Annotated in this window: 17 protein-coding genes; 8 read left to right on the top strand and 9 right to left on the bottom strand. The window is 72.4% G+C overall.

The window, feature by feature from the left end; all coding sequences use genetic code 11:
* The first annotated feature begins 57 nt into the window (after positions 1-57).
* The 6 genes from IE244_RS12725 to IE244_RS12700 all read left to right on the top strand — a co-directional run bounded on the left by IE244_RS12725 (position 58) and on the right by IE244_RS12700 (position 4,925).
* Positions 58-1,110, top strand: a complete 1,053-nt coding sequence (locus IE244_RS12725) for an energy-coupling factor ABC transporter permease (protein WP_191873522.1) — start codon at positions 58-60, stop codon at positions 1,108-1,110.
* A 1-nt stretch (position 1,111) separates the two neighbouring features.
* Positions 1,112-1,873, top strand: a complete 762-nt coding sequence (gene cbiQ / locus IE244_RS12720; RefSeq protein ID WP_191873520.1) for a cobalt ECF transporter T component CbiQ — start codon at positions 1,112-1,114, stop codon at positions 1,871-1,873.
* Positions 1,861-2,622 (top strand): energy-coupling factor ABC transporter ATP-binding protein, encoded by a 762-nt coding sequence (locus IE244_RS12715; RefSeq protein WP_191873518.1) that lies wholly within the window; start codon positions 1,861-1,863, stop codon positions 2,620-2,622. The genes cbiQ and IE244_RS12715 overlap by 13 nt, the downstream gene beginning before the upstream one ends.
* Complete coding sequence (locus IE244_RS12710; RefSeq protein ID WP_191873516.1) at positions 2,619-3,080, top strand: MarR family winged helix-turn-helix transcriptional regulator; 462 nt, start codon at positions 2,619-2,621, stop codon at positions 3,078-3,080. Before IE244_RS12715 ends, IE244_RS12710 begins: the two co-directional genes overlap by 4 nt.
* A 145-nt stretch (positions 3,081-3,225) precedes the next feature.
* A complete protein-coding gene (locus tag IE244_RS12705; protein ID WP_191873514.1) occupies positions 3,226-3,672 on the top strand; it encodes an organic hydroperoxide resistance protein in 447 nt (148 codons plus the stop codon).
* An 83-nt stretch (positions 3,673-3,755) separates the two neighbouring features.
* Positions 3,756-4,925, top strand: coding sequence for a serine hydrolase domain-containing protein (locus IE244_RS12700; protein WP_191873512.1), 1,170 nt, complete (start codon positions 3,756-3,758; stop codon positions 4,923-4,925).
* Between the two features lie 12 nt (positions 4,926-4,937).
* On the opposite strand, the gene IE244_RS12695 is transcribed toward IE244_RS12700, so the two are convergent.
* From IE244_RS12695 to IE244_RS12675, 5 genes are all read right to left on the bottom strand, one after another.
* Positions 4,938-5,213, bottom strand: a complete 276-nt coding sequence (locus IE244_RS12695; protein ID WP_031169699.1) for a DUF1876 domain-containing protein — start codon at positions 5,211-5,213, stop codon at positions 4,938-4,940.
* Between the two features lie 54 nt (positions 5,214-5,267).
* On the bottom strand, positions 5,268-6,191 hold the full coding sequence (locus IE244_RS12690; protein ID WP_191873510.1) for an NAD(P)-dependent oxidoreductase: 924 nt from the start codon (positions 6,189-6,191) through the stop codon (positions 5,268-5,270).
* 80 nt (positions 6,192-6,271) lie between these two features.
* Positions 6,272-7,117 (bottom strand): EamA family transporter, encoded by an 846-nt coding sequence (locus IE244_RS12685; protein ID WP_191873508.1) that lies wholly within the window; start codon positions 7,115-7,117, stop codon positions 6,272-6,274.
* A 234-nt stretch (positions 7,118-7,351) separates the two neighbouring features.
* Positions 7,352-9,571, bottom strand: coding sequence for an MMPL family transporter (locus tag IE244_RS12680; protein ID WP_191873506.1), 2,220 nt, complete (start codon positions 9,569-9,571; stop codon positions 7,352-7,354).
* Positions 9,572-9,679: 108 nt separating this feature from the next.
* On the bottom strand, positions 9,680-10,285 hold the full coding sequence (locus IE244_RS12675; RefSeq protein ID WP_191873504.1) for a TetR/AcrR family transcriptional regulator: 606 nt from the start codon (positions 10,283-10,285) through the stop codon (positions 9,680-9,682).
* Between the two features lie 156 nt (positions 10,286-10,441).
* Between IE244_RS12675 and IE244_RS12670 the strand changes: the two genes are divergently transcribed.
* Positions 10,442-13,867, top strand: a complete 3,426-nt coding sequence (locus tag IE244_RS12670; RefSeq protein ID WP_191873502.1) for a S41 family peptidase — start codon at positions 10,442-10,444, stop codon at positions 13,865-13,867.
* A gap of 139 nt (positions 13,868-14,006) precedes the next feature.
* Here the strand turns inward: IE244_RS12670 and IE244_RS12665 are convergent, their stop codons facing one another.
* The 4 genes from IE244_RS12665 to IE244_RS12650 form a co-directional block, all read right to left on the bottom strand.
* A complete protein-coding gene (locus IE244_RS12665; protein ID WP_191873500.1) occupies positions 14,007-14,249 on the bottom strand; it encodes a hypothetical protein in 243 nt (80 codons plus the stop codon).
* 93 nt (positions 14,250-14,342) lie between these two features.
* The gene (locus IE244_RS12660; RefSeq protein WP_191873498.1) at positions 14,343-15,227 is read right to left on the bottom strand and encodes an SDR family oxidoreductase; all 885 of its coding nucleotides are present in this window, start codon (positions 15,225-15,227) and stop codon (positions 14,343-14,345) included.
* Positions 15,224-16,198, bottom strand: a complete 975-nt coding sequence (locus IE244_RS12655; protein ID WP_191873496.1) for an alpha/beta fold hydrolase — start codon at positions 16,196-16,198, stop codon at positions 15,224-15,226. Before IE244_RS12655 ends, IE244_RS12660 begins: the two co-directional genes overlap by 4 nt.
* The gene (locus IE244_RS12650) at positions 16,195-17,703 is read right to left on the bottom strand and encodes a flavin-containing monooxygenase (RefSeq protein WP_191873494.1); all 1,509 of its coding nucleotides are present in this window, start codon (positions 17,701-17,703) and stop codon (positions 16,195-16,197) included. The genes IE244_RS12655 and IE244_RS12650 overlap by 4 nt, the downstream gene beginning before the upstream one ends.
* Positions 17,704-17,880: 177 nt before the next feature.
* Here IE244_RS12650 and IE244_RS12645 point away from each other — a divergent pair, with 177 nt between their 5' ends.
* Complete coding sequence (locus tag IE244_RS12645; RefSeq protein ID WP_191873712.1) at positions 17,881-18,516, top strand: MerR family transcriptional regulator; 636 nt, start codon at positions 17,881-17,883, stop codon at positions 18,514-18,516.

Genomic DNA, 18,516 nt, shown 5'->3' with positions numbered 1-18,516 from the left:
GCCGCACGACCGACTGGTTCTTGCAAAGTGTTCGCAACAAGGGCCTAAAATCGTCCGGTGCACGTACCTGACGGATTCATCGACGCCCCCACCTCAGCCGTCACCGCAGTGGTCGCCGCCGGCGCCCTCGCGGTGAGCCTGCGCGGCGCCCGCCGCGAGCTCGACGAGCGGACGGCCCCGCTGGCCGGCCTGGTGGCGGCGTTCATCTTCGCCGTACAGATGCTCAACTTCCCCGTGGCGGCCGGAACAAGCGGCCATCTGCTGGGCGGAGCGCTCGCCGCGATCCTGGTCGGGCCGTTCACGGGCGTGCTCTGTGTCTCCGTGGTGCTGCTCATGCAGGGTGTGCTGTTCGCGGACGGCGGGCTCACCGCGCTCGGCGTGAACATCACCGACATGGCGATCACCACGACGGTCGTCTCGTACGCCGTCTTCCGCGCGCTGCTCGCCGTCCTGCCCCGCAAGCGGCGCTCGGTGACCGTCGCCTCCTTCGTCGCCGCGCTGGTGTCCGTACCGGCCGCCGCGGTCGTCTTCACGCTCCTGTACGCGGTCGGCGGGACGACCGACGTCTCCCTCGGCAAGGTCGCGACGGCGATGATCGGCGTCCATGTCCTGATCGGCGTCGGCGAGGCCGTCATCACCGCGCTCACGGTGAGCGCCGTGATCGCCGTACGCCCGGATCTCGTGCACGGCGCGCGCGGCCTGCGGCAGCGGCTCAAGCTGCGCGTGGACGGCGTGCTGGTGGACGCGCCGGCGCCCGTCGCGGCCCGCACGCCCGCGGCGGCGCGCACCTCGCGGCGCACACTGTGGGCGACGGGCCTGGTCACCTCCCTCGTCCTCGCCGGATTCGTCAGCTTCTACGCCTCCGCGAACCCTGACGGCCTGGAGAAGGTCGCGCACGACCAGGGGATCGACCGGAAGGCGGAGAAGCACGCCGCCGCCGACTCCCCGCTCGCCGACTACGGCGTCAGGAACGTCTCGAACGCCCGTCTGTCCGGCGGCCTCGCGGGGGTGATCGGTGTCGGCGTCACGGTCGTGGCCGGCAGCGCGGTGTTCTGGGCGCTGCGCCGGCGCCGGCCCGAGGACGTCTCGCCCGTCGACACGGGGCTGTGACATGGGGGCCGGACACGCGCACAGGCTGTACCGGCACGGGCACTCGCCCGTGCACGGCCTGCCGCCGCACACCAAGCTCGCCGCCGCCTTCCTGTTCGTGGTGGTCGTCGTGTCGACCCCGCGCGAGGCGATGTGGGCGTTCGCGGGGTACGCCGTCCTGCTCGCCGCCGTCGCGGCCCACGCGCGCGTACCCGCCGCGTTCCTGCTCAGGCGGCTGCTGATCGAGGTGCCGTTCGTGGCGTTCGCGGTGCTCATGCCGTTCGTGGCGGAGGGCGAGCGGGTGCATGCGCTCGGCCTCTCGCTGAGCGTGAACGGCCTGTGGGGCGCCTGGAACGTGCTCGCCAAGGGCACGCTCGGCGTCGCCGCCTCCGTACTGCTGGCAGCCACCACCGAGTTGCGCGAACTCCTGCTGGGCCTGCAGCGGTTGCGGCTCCCACCGCTGCTGGTCCAGATCGCCTCCTTCATGATCCGCTACGGTGACGTCATCACCGACGAGATGCGCCGGATGCGGATCGCCCGCGAGTCGCGCGGCTTCGAGGCCAGGGGCGTACGTCACTGGGGTGTCCTCGCCAAGTCCGCCGGCGCGCTGTTCATCCGCTCCTACGAGCGCGGGGAGCGCGTGCACCTGGCCATGGTGAGCCGCGGCTACGCCGGTTCCATGCCGGTCATCGACGAGGTGACCGCGTCCGGCGCGCAGTGGCGGCACGCCCTCACGCTCCCCTGCGCCGCCCTCGTCGTCTGTCTGCTGGGATGGATCCTGTGAGTACCGCTTCGCTGGAGGTCTCCGGCCTCGCCTTCGCCTACCCCGACGGCCACCAGGCCCTGTTCGGTGTCGACTTCTCGATCACGCGCGGGGAGCGGGTCGCCCTGCTCGGCCCCAACGGGGCGGGCAAGACCACCCTGGTGCTGCACCTCAACGGCATCCTGGGCGGCGGCACGGGCACGGTGACGGTGGCCGGACTGCCCGTCGGCAAGCAGCACATGGCCGCCGTCCGGCAGAAGGTCGGCATCGTCTTCCAGGACCCGGACGACCAGCTGTTCATGCCGACCGTGCGGGAGGACGTGGCGTTCGGGCCGGCCGCCGCCGGGATCAGGGGCGCCGCGCTGGAGGAGCGGGTGCGCACCGCCCTGGAGCGGGTCGGCATGCAGGACTTCGCCGGCCGTCCGCCGCACCACCTGTCCTTCGGACAGCGAAGGCGCGTGGCCGTGGCCACCGTGCTCGCCATGGAGCCGGAGATCCTCGTCCTCGACGAGCCGTCGTCCAACCTCGACCCGGCCTCCCGCCGCGAGCTCGCCGACATCCTGCGCTCCCTGGACGTCACCGTCCTCATGGTCACCCACGACCTGCCCTACGCCCTGGAGCTGTGCCCGCGCTCGCTGATCCTCAGCGACGGCGTGATCGCGGCCGACGGCCCGACCGCCGGGCTGCTCTCGGACGACGAGCTGATGCGGGCCCACCGGCTGGAGCTGCCGTTCGGCTTCGATCCGACGTCCGTGACAATGGGCGGGTGACGAACGAGGACCGCGCCGTCGAGGGGTCGCTGCTGCTGGACGACCAGCTGTGCTTCGCGCTGTACGCCGCCCAGCGCGCCGTGACCGCCGCCTACCGTCCGCTGCTGGACGACCTCGGGCTCACCTATCCCCAGTACCTCGTGCTGCTGGTGCTGTGGGAGCGCGGCGAGACCAGCGTGAAGGAACTGGCGCGCTCCCTGCGGCTGGACTACGGGACCGTCTCCCCGTTGCTCAAGCGACTGGAGGGCGCGGGCCTGGTACGCAGGGAGCGCGCGGCCGGCGACGAGCGCTCGGTGCTTGTCGCGTGCACGGGGCGCGGCGAGGAACTGAGGGAGCGCGCGGCGCGCGTGCCGGGTGCGCTGCTCTCCACGACAGGCCTCGACGCGCAGGACGTCGTGCGGTTGCGCGAGGAGTTGTGGGCGCTGACCGAACGCGCCGACGCGGCCGACCGGCGCTGATCCCGCACACCGTCCCGCCCCGGACCCTCCCGCGCCGATCTCGCGTTACCCCCGGTTGCGACCCCCGCGTGGACCCTGCTGACCTACCGGCCAGTACCTTGTGCACGATGTACTTGTGCGCCACTTGTTCCGGGGGAGGCCGGCCATGACCGAGGACACCACTGTCGACACCCGTCCGACGAAGATCATGTACGTCGCCGAGGCCACCGCCCACGGCGGCCGCGACGGCTATGTCACCAGCCAGGACGGCCAGCTCGAACTGAAGGTCGCGATGCCCCCGGAGCTGGGCGGCGACGGCAACGGCACCAATCCGGAACAGCTCTTCGCGGCCGGCTACAGCTCCTGCTTCCACAACGCGCTGATCCTCGTCGGCAACCGCGCGGGCTACGACCTGACCGGCTCCACGGTGGCCGCCAAGGTCGGCATCGGCCCGAACGGGCACCGCGGCTACGGCCTCGCGGTCGCCCTCAGCGTCTCCCTGCCGGTCCTGGACCCGGACCTGGCGGCCCAGCTGGTGGACGCGGCCCACGAGGTCTGCCCATACTCCAACGCGACACGCGGCAACATCGACGTAACGATCCTCCTGGGCTGATCCCGCCGAGGAATCACAGGCACACAGCCCGCGTTGCACCCACTGTCACAGGCGACGGGGCAGTGAGCGAAAGGACGGCGGGCGTGGACGTGAACGGCACAGTGGCCGAGGGCTTCGAGCCGGTCAGGGAGGCGTTCGCAGCGAACTTCACCCTGCTCGGGGAACGCGGCGCGGCCGTCGCCGTCTACCGCGACGGGCACAGGGTCGTCGACCTGTGGGCCGGCGCCAAGGACGTCGACGGCACAGCCGGTACGGCCCCGTGGGAGCCCGGGACCGCGCAGATCGTGCGCTCGGCGACGAAGGGCGTCGCCGCCGCCGCGCTCCTGCTCCTGCACCAGCGCGGCGAGCTGGACCTGGACGCCCCGGTCGGCGCGTACTGGCCCGAGTACAAGGCGGCCGGCAAGGAGCACACCCTCGTCCGGCACCTGCTCGCGCACCGCGCGGGGGTGCCCGTCCTGGACCGCCCGCTGACCCCCGCCGAGGCCGCCGACCCCGACCTGGGCGCCGCGGCCGTCGCCGCACAGGCTCCGGTGTGGGAGCCGGGCACGGGCCACGGCTACCACGCCCAGACCTACAGCTGGCTCACCGGCGAACTGATCCGGCGGATCACCGGGCGTCCGGTCGGGGCGTGGATCGCGGACGAGATCGCGGGTCCCGTCGGCGCGGACCTGTGGCTCGGCCTGCCGGAGTCGGAGCACGCGCGCGTGGGCCGCGTCGGCCCGGCCGCGGCGCCCGAGGCCGTGGGCGGCCTGAAGACCCGTCCCAAGCGCGCGGTGGCCGAGGCCTACGCCGACCCGGAGTCGCTGACCCGGCGCGCGTTCGCCGCGATCACCCCGCTGCCCGACGAGAACGACGCCGCCTACCGCGCGGCCGCCCTGCCCGCCTCCAACGGCATCGCCACCGCTGACGGCCTGGCCCGCTTCTACGCCTCGCTCATCGGCGAGGTGGACGGCGGCACCCGCCTGTTCAGCCCTGAGACGAGGGAACTGGCCCGCGCCGAGCGGTCCGCCGGACCGGACCGGGTCCTGGTGGTCGGCACCCGGTTCGGCCTCGGCTACATGCTGCACGGAGCGGCGTCCCCGCTGCTCTCCCCCGGCTCCTTCGGTCACCCGGGCCGTGGTGGCGCCCTGGCCTTCGCCGACCCGGAGACCGGCATCGCCTTCGGCTACGTCACCAACGGCTTCCGCAAGAGCGTGACGGCGGACCCGCGGGCGCAGGCGCTGGTGCGGGCGGTACGCACGGCTCTCGGATAGGGCCGCGCGCCGTCACACGTTGATCGTGTGCGAGGTCCGTCCGGACTCCGCGTCGATCTCGTCGTGGGCCTTGGTCAGCAGTTGCATGGCCAGTTCGTTGAGGGCACGTGCGCCGGCGATCTCCTCCCCGACCCGGGGCTGGTTGGCGTCGACACGGTGCCGGGTGGCGTGGCCGTGCGCCCGTACCTCGCTGCCGTCGGGCAGGCGCACCAGGGCCGCCGCACGCGTGTGGTCGGCATCCTCCATGAACTCCAGCTCGACGTGCCATCCGACAGTGGTGTGCATCATGACGATCACCTCCGAGAACCGCTGCTTCCAGGGTGCCCCCGGCACCCCGGCCCGTCATGTCGACGCCGGCGGCCGGCGGCCCGGCGTCCCGTCCTGCTGCCCGTCGTCGAAGCTGGCGAAGTACGCGGCGGCCATGTCCTCGTCCGCGTGGCCCTGGGCGGCGGCACGGGCCAGCCGTTCCGCGGTCGCGGCGGCGACGTCCAGCCGTACGCCGCCGCGCTCACCGGCCTGGACGATGAGACGGGCGTCCTTCTCGGCGGTGGCCACCGCGAACGACGCCGGGGACAGCCTGCCGTCGAGCACCAGCGCGGCCTTGGCCCGCAGGTAGCCCATGTCGAGCGGGCCGCCCTCGATCAGGTCGAAGAAACCCTGGGGATCCACGCCGAGGGCCTGGGAGAGGGCGAGGACCTCGCCCGCGGCGGCGGTGGCGGCGAGCACCCAGCTGTTGGTGACCAGCTTCAGCCGGCTCGCGCTGCCCGCGCCCCCGTCGGTCCCCGTCCACATGGTCTTGGCGCCGACCGCGGCGAAGACGGGCTCGACGGTCTCCCGCCCCACCTCGGGCCCGGCGGCCAGCACGGTCAGCAGGCCGTCCTCGGCGGGCCGGCGGGTGCCGAGGACGGGGGCGTCGTAGAAGACGAGCCCGTGCTCCCGGGCGAAGGCGGCCAGGTCGGCGACCAGGTCCGTCCCGACGGTGGTGCACTGCGCCCACACCGTGCCGGGTCGCAGTGCGGGGGCGGCCTCGCGCAGGACGTCGAGGACGGTGTTGCCGTCGTACAGCATCGTCAGGACGACGTCGGAGCCCTCGACGGCCTCGGCGGGGCTGCCGGCGACCCGTGCGCCGTCGGCGGCGAGCGGCTCGGCCTTCTCCCGCGTACGGTTCCACACGCGCACCTGGAGGCCCGCACGGCACAGGTTCCGGGCCATCGCGGCCCCCATGATGCCGGTGCCCAGAACGCTGACGGTCGGTTTGTCGGTCATGGTCGGCTCCCTTTCGTTCCCGTCGCTGCCCGGTGCTTCCCCCCACCACTACCGGGCCACCCGCCGACCGGACCATCCGCCTACCCGGCGTGCACCATCAACCCGATGCCCACCACCAGCAGCCCGGCCGCCGCGATTCTGGGTGCCCCGAAACGCTCCTTGAAGAACACCGCGCCGATCGCGGCCCCGACGATGATCGAGGACTCGCGCAGCGCGGCGACCGGCGCGAGTTCGGCGCGGGTCTGGGCCCACAGCACGAGGGCGTACGCGGCGACGGACAGGGCCGCGCCGAGGAGGCCGAGGGTGGCGTGGGGCCGGAGCAGCCGGACGGTGTCGGCACGCGCGCGTGCGTACATGTAGCCCGGGATGACGACGCCCTGGACGGCCATGAGCCAGGCGATGTACCCGAGCGGGGTGTGCGCGGCCCGTACGCCCAGGCCGTCGATCACCGTGTACACGGCGATCGTCAGCCCGGTCGCGAAGGCCGCGCCGATCGCCGCCCAGTCCGGCCGGCTTCCGCGCAGTCCCCACAGGCTGACGCCCATGAGCCCGACGCAGGACACGGCGATCCCGGCCAGCGCCCAGTTGCCGGGCACCTCGTGCGCGAAGACGGCGGCCAGCACGGTGACCACCAGCGGGGCGCTGCCGCGCGCGATGGGGTATGCCTGCCCGAAGTCACCGAGCCGGAAGGAGGTCATCAGCAGGGCGTAGTAGGCGATGTGGACGACCGCCGAGGCCAGCAGATACGGCCAGGCGGGCCCTGCCGGGAAGGCCGCGAACGGTGCGATCGCGAGCCCGATCAGCACCCCGCCCCCGGATATCAGGGTGAACCCCACCAGTTTGTCGGTGATGCGGTGCGCGATGGCGTTCCAGCTGGCGTGGGTCACGGCGGCGAGCAGGACGGCGGCCGCGACGAGCGGCGTCACGCGGTCCGCTCGCGAACGTCCGCCAGGTCGGCGCCGACGAGACGGGGGTGGGCTGCGGACTCGTCGGCGTCAGTGGCGGCTGTCGTCGTCATGCCCGGCACGCTACGGCATCGCCGGGGCCGCACTCACGGGGTTTTGCCGCGACGTTCGCCGTGCACAGCGGAAGGCCGGTGAGGGTGCGGCCCCGTCCCCACGGGCACCCTCACCGGCCGCTCTGCCGTCAGGAGCGGTACGTCAGACCCGTACCAGCTCCCTCTCCCCGTCGGGGTCGGCGTCCCTGCGCTCCTCGGCCGTGCGCAGGCCCTCGCCCTCCACGTCGACGTTGGGCAGCGCGCGGTCGAGCCACCTCGGCAGCCACCAGGCCCGCTTGCCGAGCAGCGCGAGCACCGCCGGGACGATGGCCATGCGGACGATGAACGCGTCGAAGAAGACGGCGGTCGCGAGGCCGAAGCCGATCATCTTGACCATCGACTCGGTGGAGCCGATGAAGCCGGAGAAGACGGCGATCATGATGACGGCGGCGGCGGTCACGACCCGGGCGCCGTGCCTGAATCCCGTGACCACGGCCTGGCTGGGCTTCTCCCCGTGGACGAACGCCTCCCGCATCCGGGTCACGAGGAAGACCTCGTAGTCCATCGCGAGGCCGAAGACGACACCCACCATGAAGATCGGCATCATCGACATGACCGGGCCGGTCTGCTCGACGTTCATCAGGCCCGACAGCCAGCCCCACTGGAAGACCGCGACCACGGCGCCGAGGGCCGCGAGCACGCTGAGCAGGAAGCCGAGGGCCGCCTTCAGCGGGACGAGGACCGAGCGGAAGACCACGATCAGCAGCAGGAACGCCAGGCCGACGACCAGGGCGAGGTAGGGCAGCAGCGCGTCGTTCAGCTTCTGCGAGACGTCGATGTTCATCGCCGTGGAGCCGGTGACCAGAACCCTGGAGTCGGTCTTCTCGGCGATGTCCGCGCCCTTGTCACGGATGGCGTGCACCAGGTCCTCGGTCGTCTGCGAGGACGGCTTGGACCCCGGCACGACGGTGATCGTCGCGGTGTCGCCGGCCTGGTTGGCCGCCGCCGGAGTGACCGTGACGACGTCCTTCAGGCCCTTGATCTCGTCGCCGACCTCGGTGAAGGCGGCCTTGGGACGGGGGCTGTCCTTGGCGTCGACCACGATCATCAGCGGGCCGTTGAACCCCGGTCCGAAGCCCTCGGAGAGGAGGTCGTAGGCGCGGCGCTGGGTGGTGGAGACCGGCTGGGAGCCGTCGTCGGGCAGACCCAGCTCCAGGGAGGCGGCCGGGATCGCCGCCGCGCCGAGGCCGAGCACGCCGAGCAGCAGGACGGCGACCGGACGGCGTACGACGAAACTCGCCCAGCGGGTGCCCATGTTGGGCCGGCCCGGCTCCTTGGGCGTACGGCCGCCGCCGAGCAGCCTGCTCTTCTGGCCGGCCGGCTTGATCCTGCGGCCCGCGTAGCCGAGCAGCGCCGGGATCATCGTCAGCGCGATGAGGACGGCGACGGCGACCGTGCCCGCCGCGGCGACGCCCATCTTGGTCAGCATCGGGATGTTGACGACCGACAGGCCGACCAGGGCGATGACGACGGTGAGGCCGGCGAAGACGACCGCCGAGCCCGCCGTGCCGACGGCCCGTCCGGCCGCCTCCTCGCGCTCGCGGCCCTCGGCCAGTTCGGCGCGGTAGCGGGAGACGATGAAGAGGGCGTAGTCGATGCCGACGGCGAGGCCGATCATCGACGCCAGGGTGGAGGTGGTGGAGCCGAGATCCAGGGCGCTGGCGAGCGCCGTGATCGTGGAGACACCGATGCCGACGCCGATGATGGCGGTCAGCAGCGGGAAGCCGGCCGCGAGCAGCGAACCGAAGGTGATGACGAGGACGACGGCGGCGATCCCGATGCCGATGACCTCGCTGGAGCCGGTCTCGGGGGTCGCGCTGAGCGCGTCGCCGCCGACCTCGACGGTCAGCCCGGCGTCCCGCGCGTGCTGCGCGGCCTCCTTCAGGGCGTCCTTCGAGGAGTCCTCCAGCTCCATGCCGGAGACCTTGTACTTCACCGAGGCGTAGGCGATCGTGCCGTTCTTGCTGACGGCGTGCCCGGCGTAGGGGTCGGCGACGGAGACGACCTCGGAGCCGCTCTTCAGCTCCTTCACCGTCTTCTCGACGGTGGCCTTGTTGGCCTTGCCGGTCATCGTCTCGCCGCTGGGCGCCTTGAAGACGACGCGCGCGGTGGCGCCGTCGGCGCTCATGCCGGGGAAGCGCTGTTCCAGCAGGTCGAAGGCCTTCTGGGCCTCGGTGCCGGGGATGGAGAAGGACGTGTTGCCGGCGGCCGGCGCGGAGGCGGCGCCCACCCCGGCGAGGGTGAGCAGCGCGACCCATATGAGGGCGACGAAGTGCCGTCGCCGGAAGGCGAGACGGCCGAGTCTGTACAGAAACGTGGCCACGGAGGCGTACTCCCGGTCAGGTCGTGGGGTTCATCAGGGCAGGGGTGATCAGCCCGACGACGTGAGCGGTGACGTCAGGTGGTGGGCTTGCTCGGGGATCTGAAGGGATCAGCTGGTGGTGGCGCCGAGGGCGGGGAGGACCACGGCGTCGATGTACGACAGGAGGAAGGCCTGGGTCGGCGGCTGCTCGTCGATGAGCGAACGGGCCGCGAACCCGCCGATCATCATGTGCATCACGTAGTCGATCGCGGGGTTGTCCGCACGGACCTCGCCCCGGTCGATCGCCCGCTGCAGCACACGGCGGAACTCCGCCATCTCCGGCTCGATGAGATGGTCCCTGAACGCCCGCAGGAGGTCGGGATTGCCGTGGACGGCCATCGCCAGACCCCGCATCAGCGCGGAGTTCTGCTCCATCTCGCAGTCGTCCGAACGCAGGGTGAGGGCGTGCAGGTCACCTCTGAGCGACCCGGTGTCGACCTCGTCGGCGGAGCCGCCGGGCTTGCTGTGCCGCACCGCCTTCGCCACCAGCTCGGCCTTGCCGCCCCACTGGCGGTAGAGCGTGGCCTTGCTGGACCGGGTGCGGGCGGCGACGGCGTCCATGGTCAGGGCGTCGTAGCCGACCTCCCGGAGCAGGTCGAGCACGGCCTCGTACAACTCGGCCTCGCGCTCGGGCGTGATCCGGCTGCGACGTGCCGCTGCGACGGCCTCGGTCATGCCACTCACCCTCCGCTCCGGATCCTCCTGCTGCTTCGTACACCATGAAGATACCCTGAGACCGTTCGAAACGAAACAGTTTCGTACGTGTGCTGGGTCACGCCTGTGAAGCGCTCATAAGTTGCTGTGCCCCAGCGGGCGGAAAAGCATGGGGAGGTGAGCTATCTGCGCTTCCCCCACCTCAGCGGCGACCTGCTGTGCTTCGTGGCCGAGGACGACCTGTGGCTGGCCCCCCTCGACGCCCCGGGCAGGCCTTGGCGGCTCACGGCGGACCGTACGAAGGACGGGCACCCGCGTTTCTCGCCCGACGGCCGCCGCATCGCGTACACGAGCTGGCGCAGCCTGGTGCCCGAGATCCACCTGATCGACGTCGACGGCGGTCCCGCGCGGCAGCTGACGTACTGGGGCAGCGCCGACACCCAGGTCTGCGGCTGGACCCCCGAGGGCGACATCCTGGCCGTCGCCTCGCACGGCGAGCCCTTCTCGTACTTCACCTCGGCCTACAAGGTGTCCCCGGACGGCGACCCCGGCCGCAAACTGCCCTGGGGCCCGGTCGCCGACATCCAGGTCGCCGACGTCGACGGACAGCACAAGACCCTGCTGCTCACCGGCACCCCGCCGCACGAACCGGCCTCCTGGAAGCGCTACCGCGGCGGCGCCATGGGCCGGCTCTGGCTGCACGGCCGGCAGCTCGTGCCCGGCATCGGCGGCCATCTGGCCAGCCCGATGTTCGTCGCCGGCCGGATCGTCTTCCTCTCCGACCACGAGGGCGTCGGCAACCTCTACTCCTGTGCCCAGGACGGCACCGACCTGCGCCGCCACACCGACCACGACGCCTTCTACGCCCGGCACGCCGCCGGCGACGGCAACCGTGTGGTCTACCAGTGCGCGGGCGACCTGTGGCTGGTGGACGACTTCTCCCCGGGCGGCGTACCGCGCAAGCTGGAGATCCGCCTGAGCGGTCCGGCCACCGGGCGCCGCCGGTACCCGGTTCCGGCCGCGCAGAACGTCGACGGCATCTCCGTGGACGAGACCGGCCGGGCCAGCGCCGTCGTCGTACGCGGCAGCCTGTACTGGCTCACCCACCGCGACGGCCCCGCCCGTACGATCACCGACCCGCCCGGAGTGCGGGTACGGCTGCCGGAGATGCTGGGCACGACCGGCCAGGTGGCCTATGTGACGGACGCGGAGGGCGAGGACGCCGTCGAGATCGCCCAGCTCCCCCGCGCGACCGGCGACCGCGCACCCCGCCGGCTCGCCTCCGGCCAACTGGGCCGGGTCCTGGAGATGATCTCCGACCCGCTGGGCGAACGGCTGGCGATCGCTTCGCACGACGGACGGCTGCTGCTGATCGACGTGACGGCGGACACGGAGGGCCCGGCGAGCGGGGAGGTCCAGGAGGGCGGGGAGGTCCAGGAGGGCGGGGAGGTCCAGGAGGGCGGGGAGGGCGGAGAGGTTCCGGCGGGCGGGCAGGGCGGGGAGGCCCCGGAGGGCGACGGTGGCGCCGCAGGGCCCGCGGCGGATGCCGGCGCGCGGGGCACCGGGGCCGGCGAAACCGCCGGAGGCCGGGTCACCGAGCTGATCCGCTCCGTCAACGGGCCCGTCCGCGACCTCGCCTTCTCCCCGGACGGCGCCTGGATCACCTGGTCGCACCCGGGCATCGGCCGCTCCCTGCGCCAGATCAAGCTGGCCCGCATCAAGGACCGGCTCGTCGTGGACGTGACCAACGGCCGCTTCGAGGACGAGAACCCCGTCTTCACCCGCGACGGCCGCTATCTCGCCTTCCTCTCCTGGCGCGGCTTCGACCCCGTCTACGACGTCCACACCGGCGACCTGTCCTTCCCGCTCGGCTGCCGCCCGTACCTCGTCCCGCTGAGCTCGGCGACCCCCTCCCCCTTCGCCCTGAACCCCGAGGGCCGTCCGGCGGCCGGCGGGCTCGACCCGGCCGAGGACGAGGAGACCGGCGAGGCCGGCACGGTGACCGTGGAGGCGGAGGGCCTGGCCATGCGGGTCACCCCGTTCCCGGTGATCGCCTCCAAGTACTCCGCGCTGCACCCGGTCGCCGGCGGCGGCCTGGTCTGGCTGCGCTGGCCCATCTCCGGCGCGCTCGGCGAGACCTTCGCCAACCCGGCCGACACCACCAGCCGCCCGACCCTGGAGTACTTCAACATCACCAAGGCGAAGAAGTCCGAACTGGTCGACCACCTGGACTGGTTCGCGGTCAGCGGCGACGGCACCCGCCTGGTCGTCGTCGACGAGGGCGACCTGCGCGCGGTGCCCTCCACGGAGCTGGGCGACAGCGACACGACCGTCTGGATCGACCTGCGCCGCATCCTCCACGTGGTCGACCCGCCCGCCGAGTGGCGCCAGGCCTACGACGAGGCCGGCCGGATCATCCGCGCCTACTTCTGGGACCCGGGCATGAGCGGCATCGACTGGGACGCGGTGCTCGACCAGTACCGCCCCCTCGTCGAACGGGTCGCCTCCCCCGACGAGTTCGCCGATCTCCTGCGCGAGGTCCTGGGCGAACTGGGCACCTCGCACGCCTACGTCACCGCCGCCCGCCGCAACGAGGGCCCGGCCCACTACCAGCGCTGGCAAGGCCTCCTCGGCGCCAACCTCGTGTCACGGGACGGCCGTTGGACGGTCAAGCGCATCCTGCCCGGCGACTCCTCCGACTCCAAGGCCCGCTCACCGCTGGCCGGCACCGGCATCCGCGAGGGCGCCGTCCTCACCCACGTCGACGGCCGTCCCGTCGATCCGGTGACCGGTCCGTACCCGCTTCTCGCCGGGTCGGGCGGTACGACCGTGGAGCTGACCTTCACCCCGCCGGAAGGCGAGCCGGGCCGGGCCCGCCGGGTCGCCGTCGTCCCGCTCGTCGACGAGCGGCCGCTGCGCTACCAGGACTGGGTCGCCAAACGCCGGGCCGTCGTACGGGAGTTGAGCGGCGGCAAGTGCGGCTATCTGCACATCCCCGACATGGGGGGCTCCGGCTGGGCCCAGTTCAACCGCGACCTGCGCATGGAGGTGTCCCTGCCGGCCCTGATCGTGGACGTGCGCGGCAACGCGGGCGGGCACATCAGCGAACTCGTCATCGAGAAGCTGACCCGGACCATCCTGGGCTGGGACCTGACGAGGGACGCGCAACCGGTGTCGTACATGTCCAACGCGCCGAGGGGTCCGGTCGTGGCCCTCGCCGACGAGGCGACGTCGTCGGACGGCGACATGATCACGGCTGCGTTCAAGCTGCTGAAGCTCGGGCCGGTCGTCGGCCAGCGCACCTGGGGCGGCGTGGTCGGCATGACCGGCCGCCACCGGCTGGGCGACGGCACCGTCATCACGGTGCCGATGAACGCGGCCTGGTTCGACGCCTACGGCTGGTCCGTGGAGAACCACGGCGTCGCCCCGGACGTGGAGAGCCTGCGCACCCCCCTGGACTGGGCCGAGGGCCGCCACGTCGAGATGGACGCCGCCATCGAACTGGCCCTGGACCTCCTGACCGCCAACCCGGCCGCGACACCCCCGGCGTACGAGGACCTCCCCGACCGCTCCCGTCCCGAACTCCCCCCGCGCCCGGGCTGATTCGCACCCCGACCGATCCCGCCCGCGGGCAGACGGCGTGACTCCCCGCGGGCGCAGAGAGCGCAGGCGGACAAAGCGCAGGGCGCCCTCCCTGAGGAAGGGCGCCCCACGCCAGACCGGCCAGAGCCGAGCGCAGCGACTAGGCGTCGTAGTCCCGGTCGAAGCGGTCTTCCATCTCCGCTTCCGTGTCCTCGATGTCGCGCATGTTCTCGCGACCGCGCTGGGGCTGCTGGCCGCGCTGCGACTGCTGCTGGCCACGCTGCGACTGCTGCTGGCCGCGCTGCGACTGCTGCTGGCCGCGCTGGCCGGCCCGCTCACGGGTCTCACCGAGCTTCTGCTTGCCCTGTTCCTGCCACTCGTTGGCCTTGTCCTTCATACCCATGTGGGTTCACTCCCGTGGTGGGTGAGGTGGGGAATCGGCCCCTCGAAGGGGCCTCGACCAGATTCACACGGCCGACCACGGTACGCATGTGGATCAGTTACGGGGTGTAGCCCGTGCCGCTTCGTCGGCCTCCCCGCCCGCGCCCACGAGCCCCGACCGCATCCCCTGCAGCCGGGGCGCGAACCGCTTCATCTCGCGCTGCCCGACCGTCCCGATGAGCGCCGGCAGATATCCGCGCACGCCCTGCATGCCCCGCAGCCACCACTGCCCGTACACATGCGCCGAGCGGCGCTCGATCCCGGCGACCAGCCGGTCCACCGCCGGTCCCAGCGGGTACGTCTTGTTGGACGGCCACGGCAGCCGCTGGCGCAACTCCCGCATGACGTCGTCCTGGTCGGCGCCGCGCACCATGTCGGTGTCGGTCCAGGACAGGTAGGCGACGCCGACGCGCACGCCCTGGTAGCCGACCTCGGCGCGCAGGCTGTGCGCGTACGCCTCCACGCCCGACTTGGACGCGCAGTACGCCGTCATCATCGGCGCCGGGGTGATCGCCGCGAGGGAGGCGACCTGCAGCAGATAGCCCCGGCTCTCCACGAGCACCGGCAGGAACGCCCGCGCGGTCACCGCCGAACCGATCAGGTTCACCTCGATCACCCGCCGCCACGCCTGCGGATCGGAGTCGGCGAACGGACCGCCCGCCGCCACACCGGCGTTGGCCACCACGATGTCGACCTTCCCGAACCGCGCCTTCACCTCCTGCGCGACCCGGCTCATCGTCTCGTGGTCGGTGACGTCGGCGTACCAGTGGGCGCTGTCGCTGTGCAGACGCGAGGAGACGTCCTTGAGCGCCTCCTCCTCCAGGCCGACCAGCGCGACCTTCGCGCCGCGCGCGGACAGCTTGCGCGCCAGCAGCTCACCGACCCCGCGCGCCGCTCCGGTGACGACCGCGACCTGCCCTTCGAGGCTGACCCTGCTCATGCGCCCTCCTTGATCTGCGCCGGGGTGGCACGGTGCCCGTCCTCGGGCTCGGTGCCCGTGACGGTGACGTACGTGGTGACGAGCTCCCGGATCCTGGCGGTCACCAGGTCCGGAGCCTCGATCGGGGTCATGTGGCCGACACCGGTCAGCTCGGTGAGGCCCACGCAGTGCGGAAGCGCGGCGACCAGCGCGCGGGCGTGTACAGGGGGCGTGAGCCGGTCGGCCGCGCCGTGCACGATGGCCGTGGGCGCATGCAACTCCCGTACGCCGTGGTCGAGATCGAGCGCCTCCAGCACACCGGCCCACGCGTGGCGGACGGCGCGCGGGCAGGCGTGCACGATCCGCGCGCACGCCTCCACCATGTGCGGGGCGGAACCAGCGCCCATGGTGGCGTACTTGAGGACGCTCTTCGCCACCGGTGTGACCGGTCCGAGGGGGGCACGGGAGCCGAGCACGTGCCCGGTGAGCCAGGTCCGCAGCCGCCCGGCGCCGAGCGGCACCACACGTGACCGGGCGACCAGCCGCGAGCTGCCGGTGCTGCACAGCAGGACGGCGGCGGCGTGCTCCCGGAAGCGGGGGCGCGTGGCCGCGGCCATGACCGTCATACCGCCCATGGAGTGGCCGACGATCAGCGCCTTCTCCTCGCGCGCGAGCGTCCGCGCGAGCACCGCTTCGAGGTCGTCCGCCAGCGCGTGGGTGGTGCACGCGGAGCTCGCGGGGCTGTTCCCGTGCCCCCGCTGGTCGTATGCGATCACCCGGTGGTCGGTCGCCAGGTCCCGTATCTGCGCGGCCCAGAAGGCGGTCGAGCAGGTCCAGCCGTGGGAGAGGACCACGGGGGGCGCGTCCTCGGGGCCGTGCACCTCGACGTGCAGCCGCGCGCCGTCGGCGGAGACGACGGTGAGTGCGCGGGAAGGGGTGGGCGGGGCGTACGGCCCGGAGGCCACCGGGGTCACAGCGGCTCGGCGGCTCATGCGACGACCTCGCTCCGCTTGTGGGACACCGCTGCCGGCCTGCGGACGACCTCGTACTCGGCGAGGTCCACCCGGCGGGTCGCACGCCGGAACTCCGACGTCGTACCCGGCCAGATGGTGGTGTTGCGGCCGCTCTCGTCCAGGTACCAGCTGGTGCAGCCGCCGGTGTTCCACACGGTGCGCTTCATGCGCTCCTGGACCTCGCGGTTCCAGTCCTCGACGGCCGCGGGCCGGGCATCGAGGGCCGTACGGCCTCCGAGGACGTCCAGTTGCCGCAGATAGTCGGCCATGTAGTTCAGCTGGGACTCGATCATGAGGATCATGGAGGAGTTCCCGAGGCCGGTGTTGGGCCCGATGATCGTCATCCAGTTCGGGAACCCGGCGGCCGTGGCACCGCGCAGCGCCCGCATGCCGCCCTTCCAGGACTCGGCGAGCGTGCCGCCCTGCGCCCCGACCACCCGCTCGGCGATGGGCATGTCGGTCACGTGGAAGCCGGTCCCGAAGACGATCGCGTCGACCTCGGTCTCGGTGCCGTCGGCCGCGACGACGGTCGAGCCGCGGATCTCACCGAGCCCGCTGGCGACGACGTCCACATTCGGCTCGGCCAGCGCGGGGTAGTACGTGCTGGACAGCAGGATCCGCTTGCAGCCGATGCGGTAGTCGGGGGTGAGCTTGGCGCGCAGGGCCGGGTCCTTGATGGCGCGGGCCATGTTGCGCTTGGCGAGCCGCTCGACGAGTCCGAGTTCGTCGGGGTGCTTGGTGAACGCCTGGACCTGCAGCTCCCGGATGCCCCAGAGCAGGCCGCGCCTGAGCTGGGTGGTGAGGGGCACGGCCCGGTGCAGCCGGCGCTCGGCGCCGGTGATGGCGCGGTCGACGCGGGGCATGACCCAGGGCGGGGTGCGCTGGAAGAGCGTGAGCCGGCCGACCTGCGGCTGGATGGACGGCACGATCTGGATGGCGGAGGCGCCGGTGCCGACCATCGCGACGCGCTTGCCGCGCAGGTCGTAGTCGTGGTCCCAGCGGGCGGAGTGGAACACCTTGCCCGGGAAGGACGCCAGCCCCGGGATCTCCGGGATCTTCGGGTCGGACAGCGGCCCGGTGGCGGAGACGACGACGTCGGCGGTGAGCGTGCCCCGCGCGGTCTCGATCTCCCACCGCAGGTTCTCGGCGTCCCAGGTCATCAGCTTGACCTCGGAGTCGAAGCGGAGGTGCGGGCGCAGTCCGAAGAGGTCGGTGACGTGCTCCAGGTAGGCGCGGATGTGCCGCTGCCCGGAGAAGGTGCGCGGCCAGTCGGGGTTGGGCGCGAAGGAGAAGGAGTAGAGATGGGAGGGCACGTCGCAGGCGCACCCGGGGTAGCTGTTGTCCCGCCAGGTGCCGCCGACGCTGTCCGCCCGCTCCAGGACGACGAAATCGGTGATCCCTTCGCGGCGCAGCCGCACGGCGGCCCCCAGCCCGCCGAACCCGGACCCGATCACCGCCACCCGTACATGCTCGTGCTCGGCCATCCCGAAGCCTCCACGCATCGCCTTTGGACTCTGCCAGTGAACACTGGCGCAATGGGACTGTAGAGCAGCTCCGTACCGAGCGGTAGGGGGCGCGGAACGAAAGTTACCGGCGGTACAACATAGGCTGCGGGCGTGGCAGAGGACGTGGAACGCAAGGAAGGCGGGCGCGAGTACCGCATGGAGGAGCTGGCGCGGCTCGCCGGCATCACCGTGCGCACGCTGCGCTTCTACCGCGAACGCAAGCTGATCCCGCCACCGCGCCGGGAGGGCCGTATCGCCTGGTACGACGACCACCACCTGGCCCGGCTGCGCACCATCACCGCCCTGCTGGAGCGCGGCCACACCCTGAACGGCATCGCGGAACTCGCGGAGGCCCTCGACCAGGGCCGGGACGTCGCCGACCTGCTCGGCGTCGGCACCCCGAGCGAGGAGGAGCCGGTCCGCCTCACCCCCGAGGAACTCGCCGCCCGCTTCGAGGGCCAGGTCACCCCGGAGAACCTCGCCGCCGCCCTCGAACTGGGCTACCTCGGCACCGACGGCGACGAGATCGTCCACATCAGCCGCCGCCTGCTGGACGTCTCCTCCGCACTGGTCCGCGAGGGCATCCCGCTCGGCGAGGTCCTCACGGCCGCAGCCCGCGTCCGCGAACACGCCGACGCCCTGGCCGAACTCTTCGCCACCCTGATCCTGCGGCACGCCCCCGAAGAGGAGCTGCCCCGCCTGCGCCCCCTGGCCCGCAGCGTGGTGGAGGCGGAACTGTCCCTGGCCCTGGACCGCCGCCTCGCCGCGAAGGCGGGCGGCACGGACGCCTGA

This window comes from Streptomyces filipinensis (assembly GCF_014649495.1).
GTDB classification, from domain to species: Bacteria; Actinomycetota; Actinomycetes; order Streptomycetales; family Streptomycetaceae; genus Streptomyces; species Streptomyces filipinensis.
The sequence above is the reverse complement of the archived record's forward strand: the minus strand, read 5'-3'. Positions and strand labels throughout refer to the sequence as shown.

Excerpts from the sequence above, each read along its gene's own strand:
- IE244_RS12650 (WP_191873494.1), bottom strand. The coding sequence starts at position 17,703 with ATGGCCGAGCACGAGCATGTACGGGTGGCGGTGATCGGGTCCGGGTTC.
- IE244_RS12690 (WP_191873510.1), bottom strand. The coding sequence starts at position 6,191 with ATGACCGACAAACCGACCGTCAGCGTTCTGGGCACCGGCATCATGGGG.
- IE244_RS12715 (WP_191873518.1), top strand. The coding sequence starts at position 1,861 with ATGGATCCTGTGAGTACCGCTTCGCTGGAGGTCTCCGGCCTCGCCTTC.
- IE244_RS12655 (WP_191873496.1), bottom strand. The coding sequence starts at position 16,198 with ATGAGCCGCCGAGCCGCTGTGACCCCGGTGGCCTCCGGGCCGTACGCC.
- IE244_RS12705 (WP_191873514.1), top strand. The coding sequence starts at position 3,226 with ATGACCGAGGACACCACTGTCGACACCCGTCCGACGAAGATCATGTAC.
- IE244_RS12660 (WP_191873498.1), bottom strand. The coding sequence starts at position 15,227 with ATGAGCAGGGTCAGCCTCGAAGGGCAGGTCGCGGTCGTCACCGGAGCG.
- IE244_RS12645 (WP_191873712.1), top strand. The coding sequence starts at position 17,881 with ATGGAGGAGCTGGCGCGGCTCGCCGGCATCACCGTGCGCACGCTGCGC.
- IE244_RS12695 (WP_031169699.1), bottom strand. The coding sequence starts at position 5,213 with ATGATGCACACCACTGTCGGATGGCACGTCGAGCTGGAGTTCATGGAG.
- IE244_RS12675 (WP_191873504.1), bottom strand. The coding sequence starts at position 10,285 with ATGACCGAGGCCGTCGCAGCGGCACGTCGCAGCCGGATCACGCCCGAG.
- IE244_RS12665 (WP_191873500.1), bottom strand. The coding sequence starts at position 14,249 with ATGGGTATGAAGGACAAGGCCAACGAGTGGCAGGAACAGGGCAAGCAG.
- cbiQ (WP_191873520.1), top strand. The coding sequence starts at position 1,112 with ATGGGGGCCGGACACGCGCACAGGCTGTACCGGCACGGGCACTCGCCC.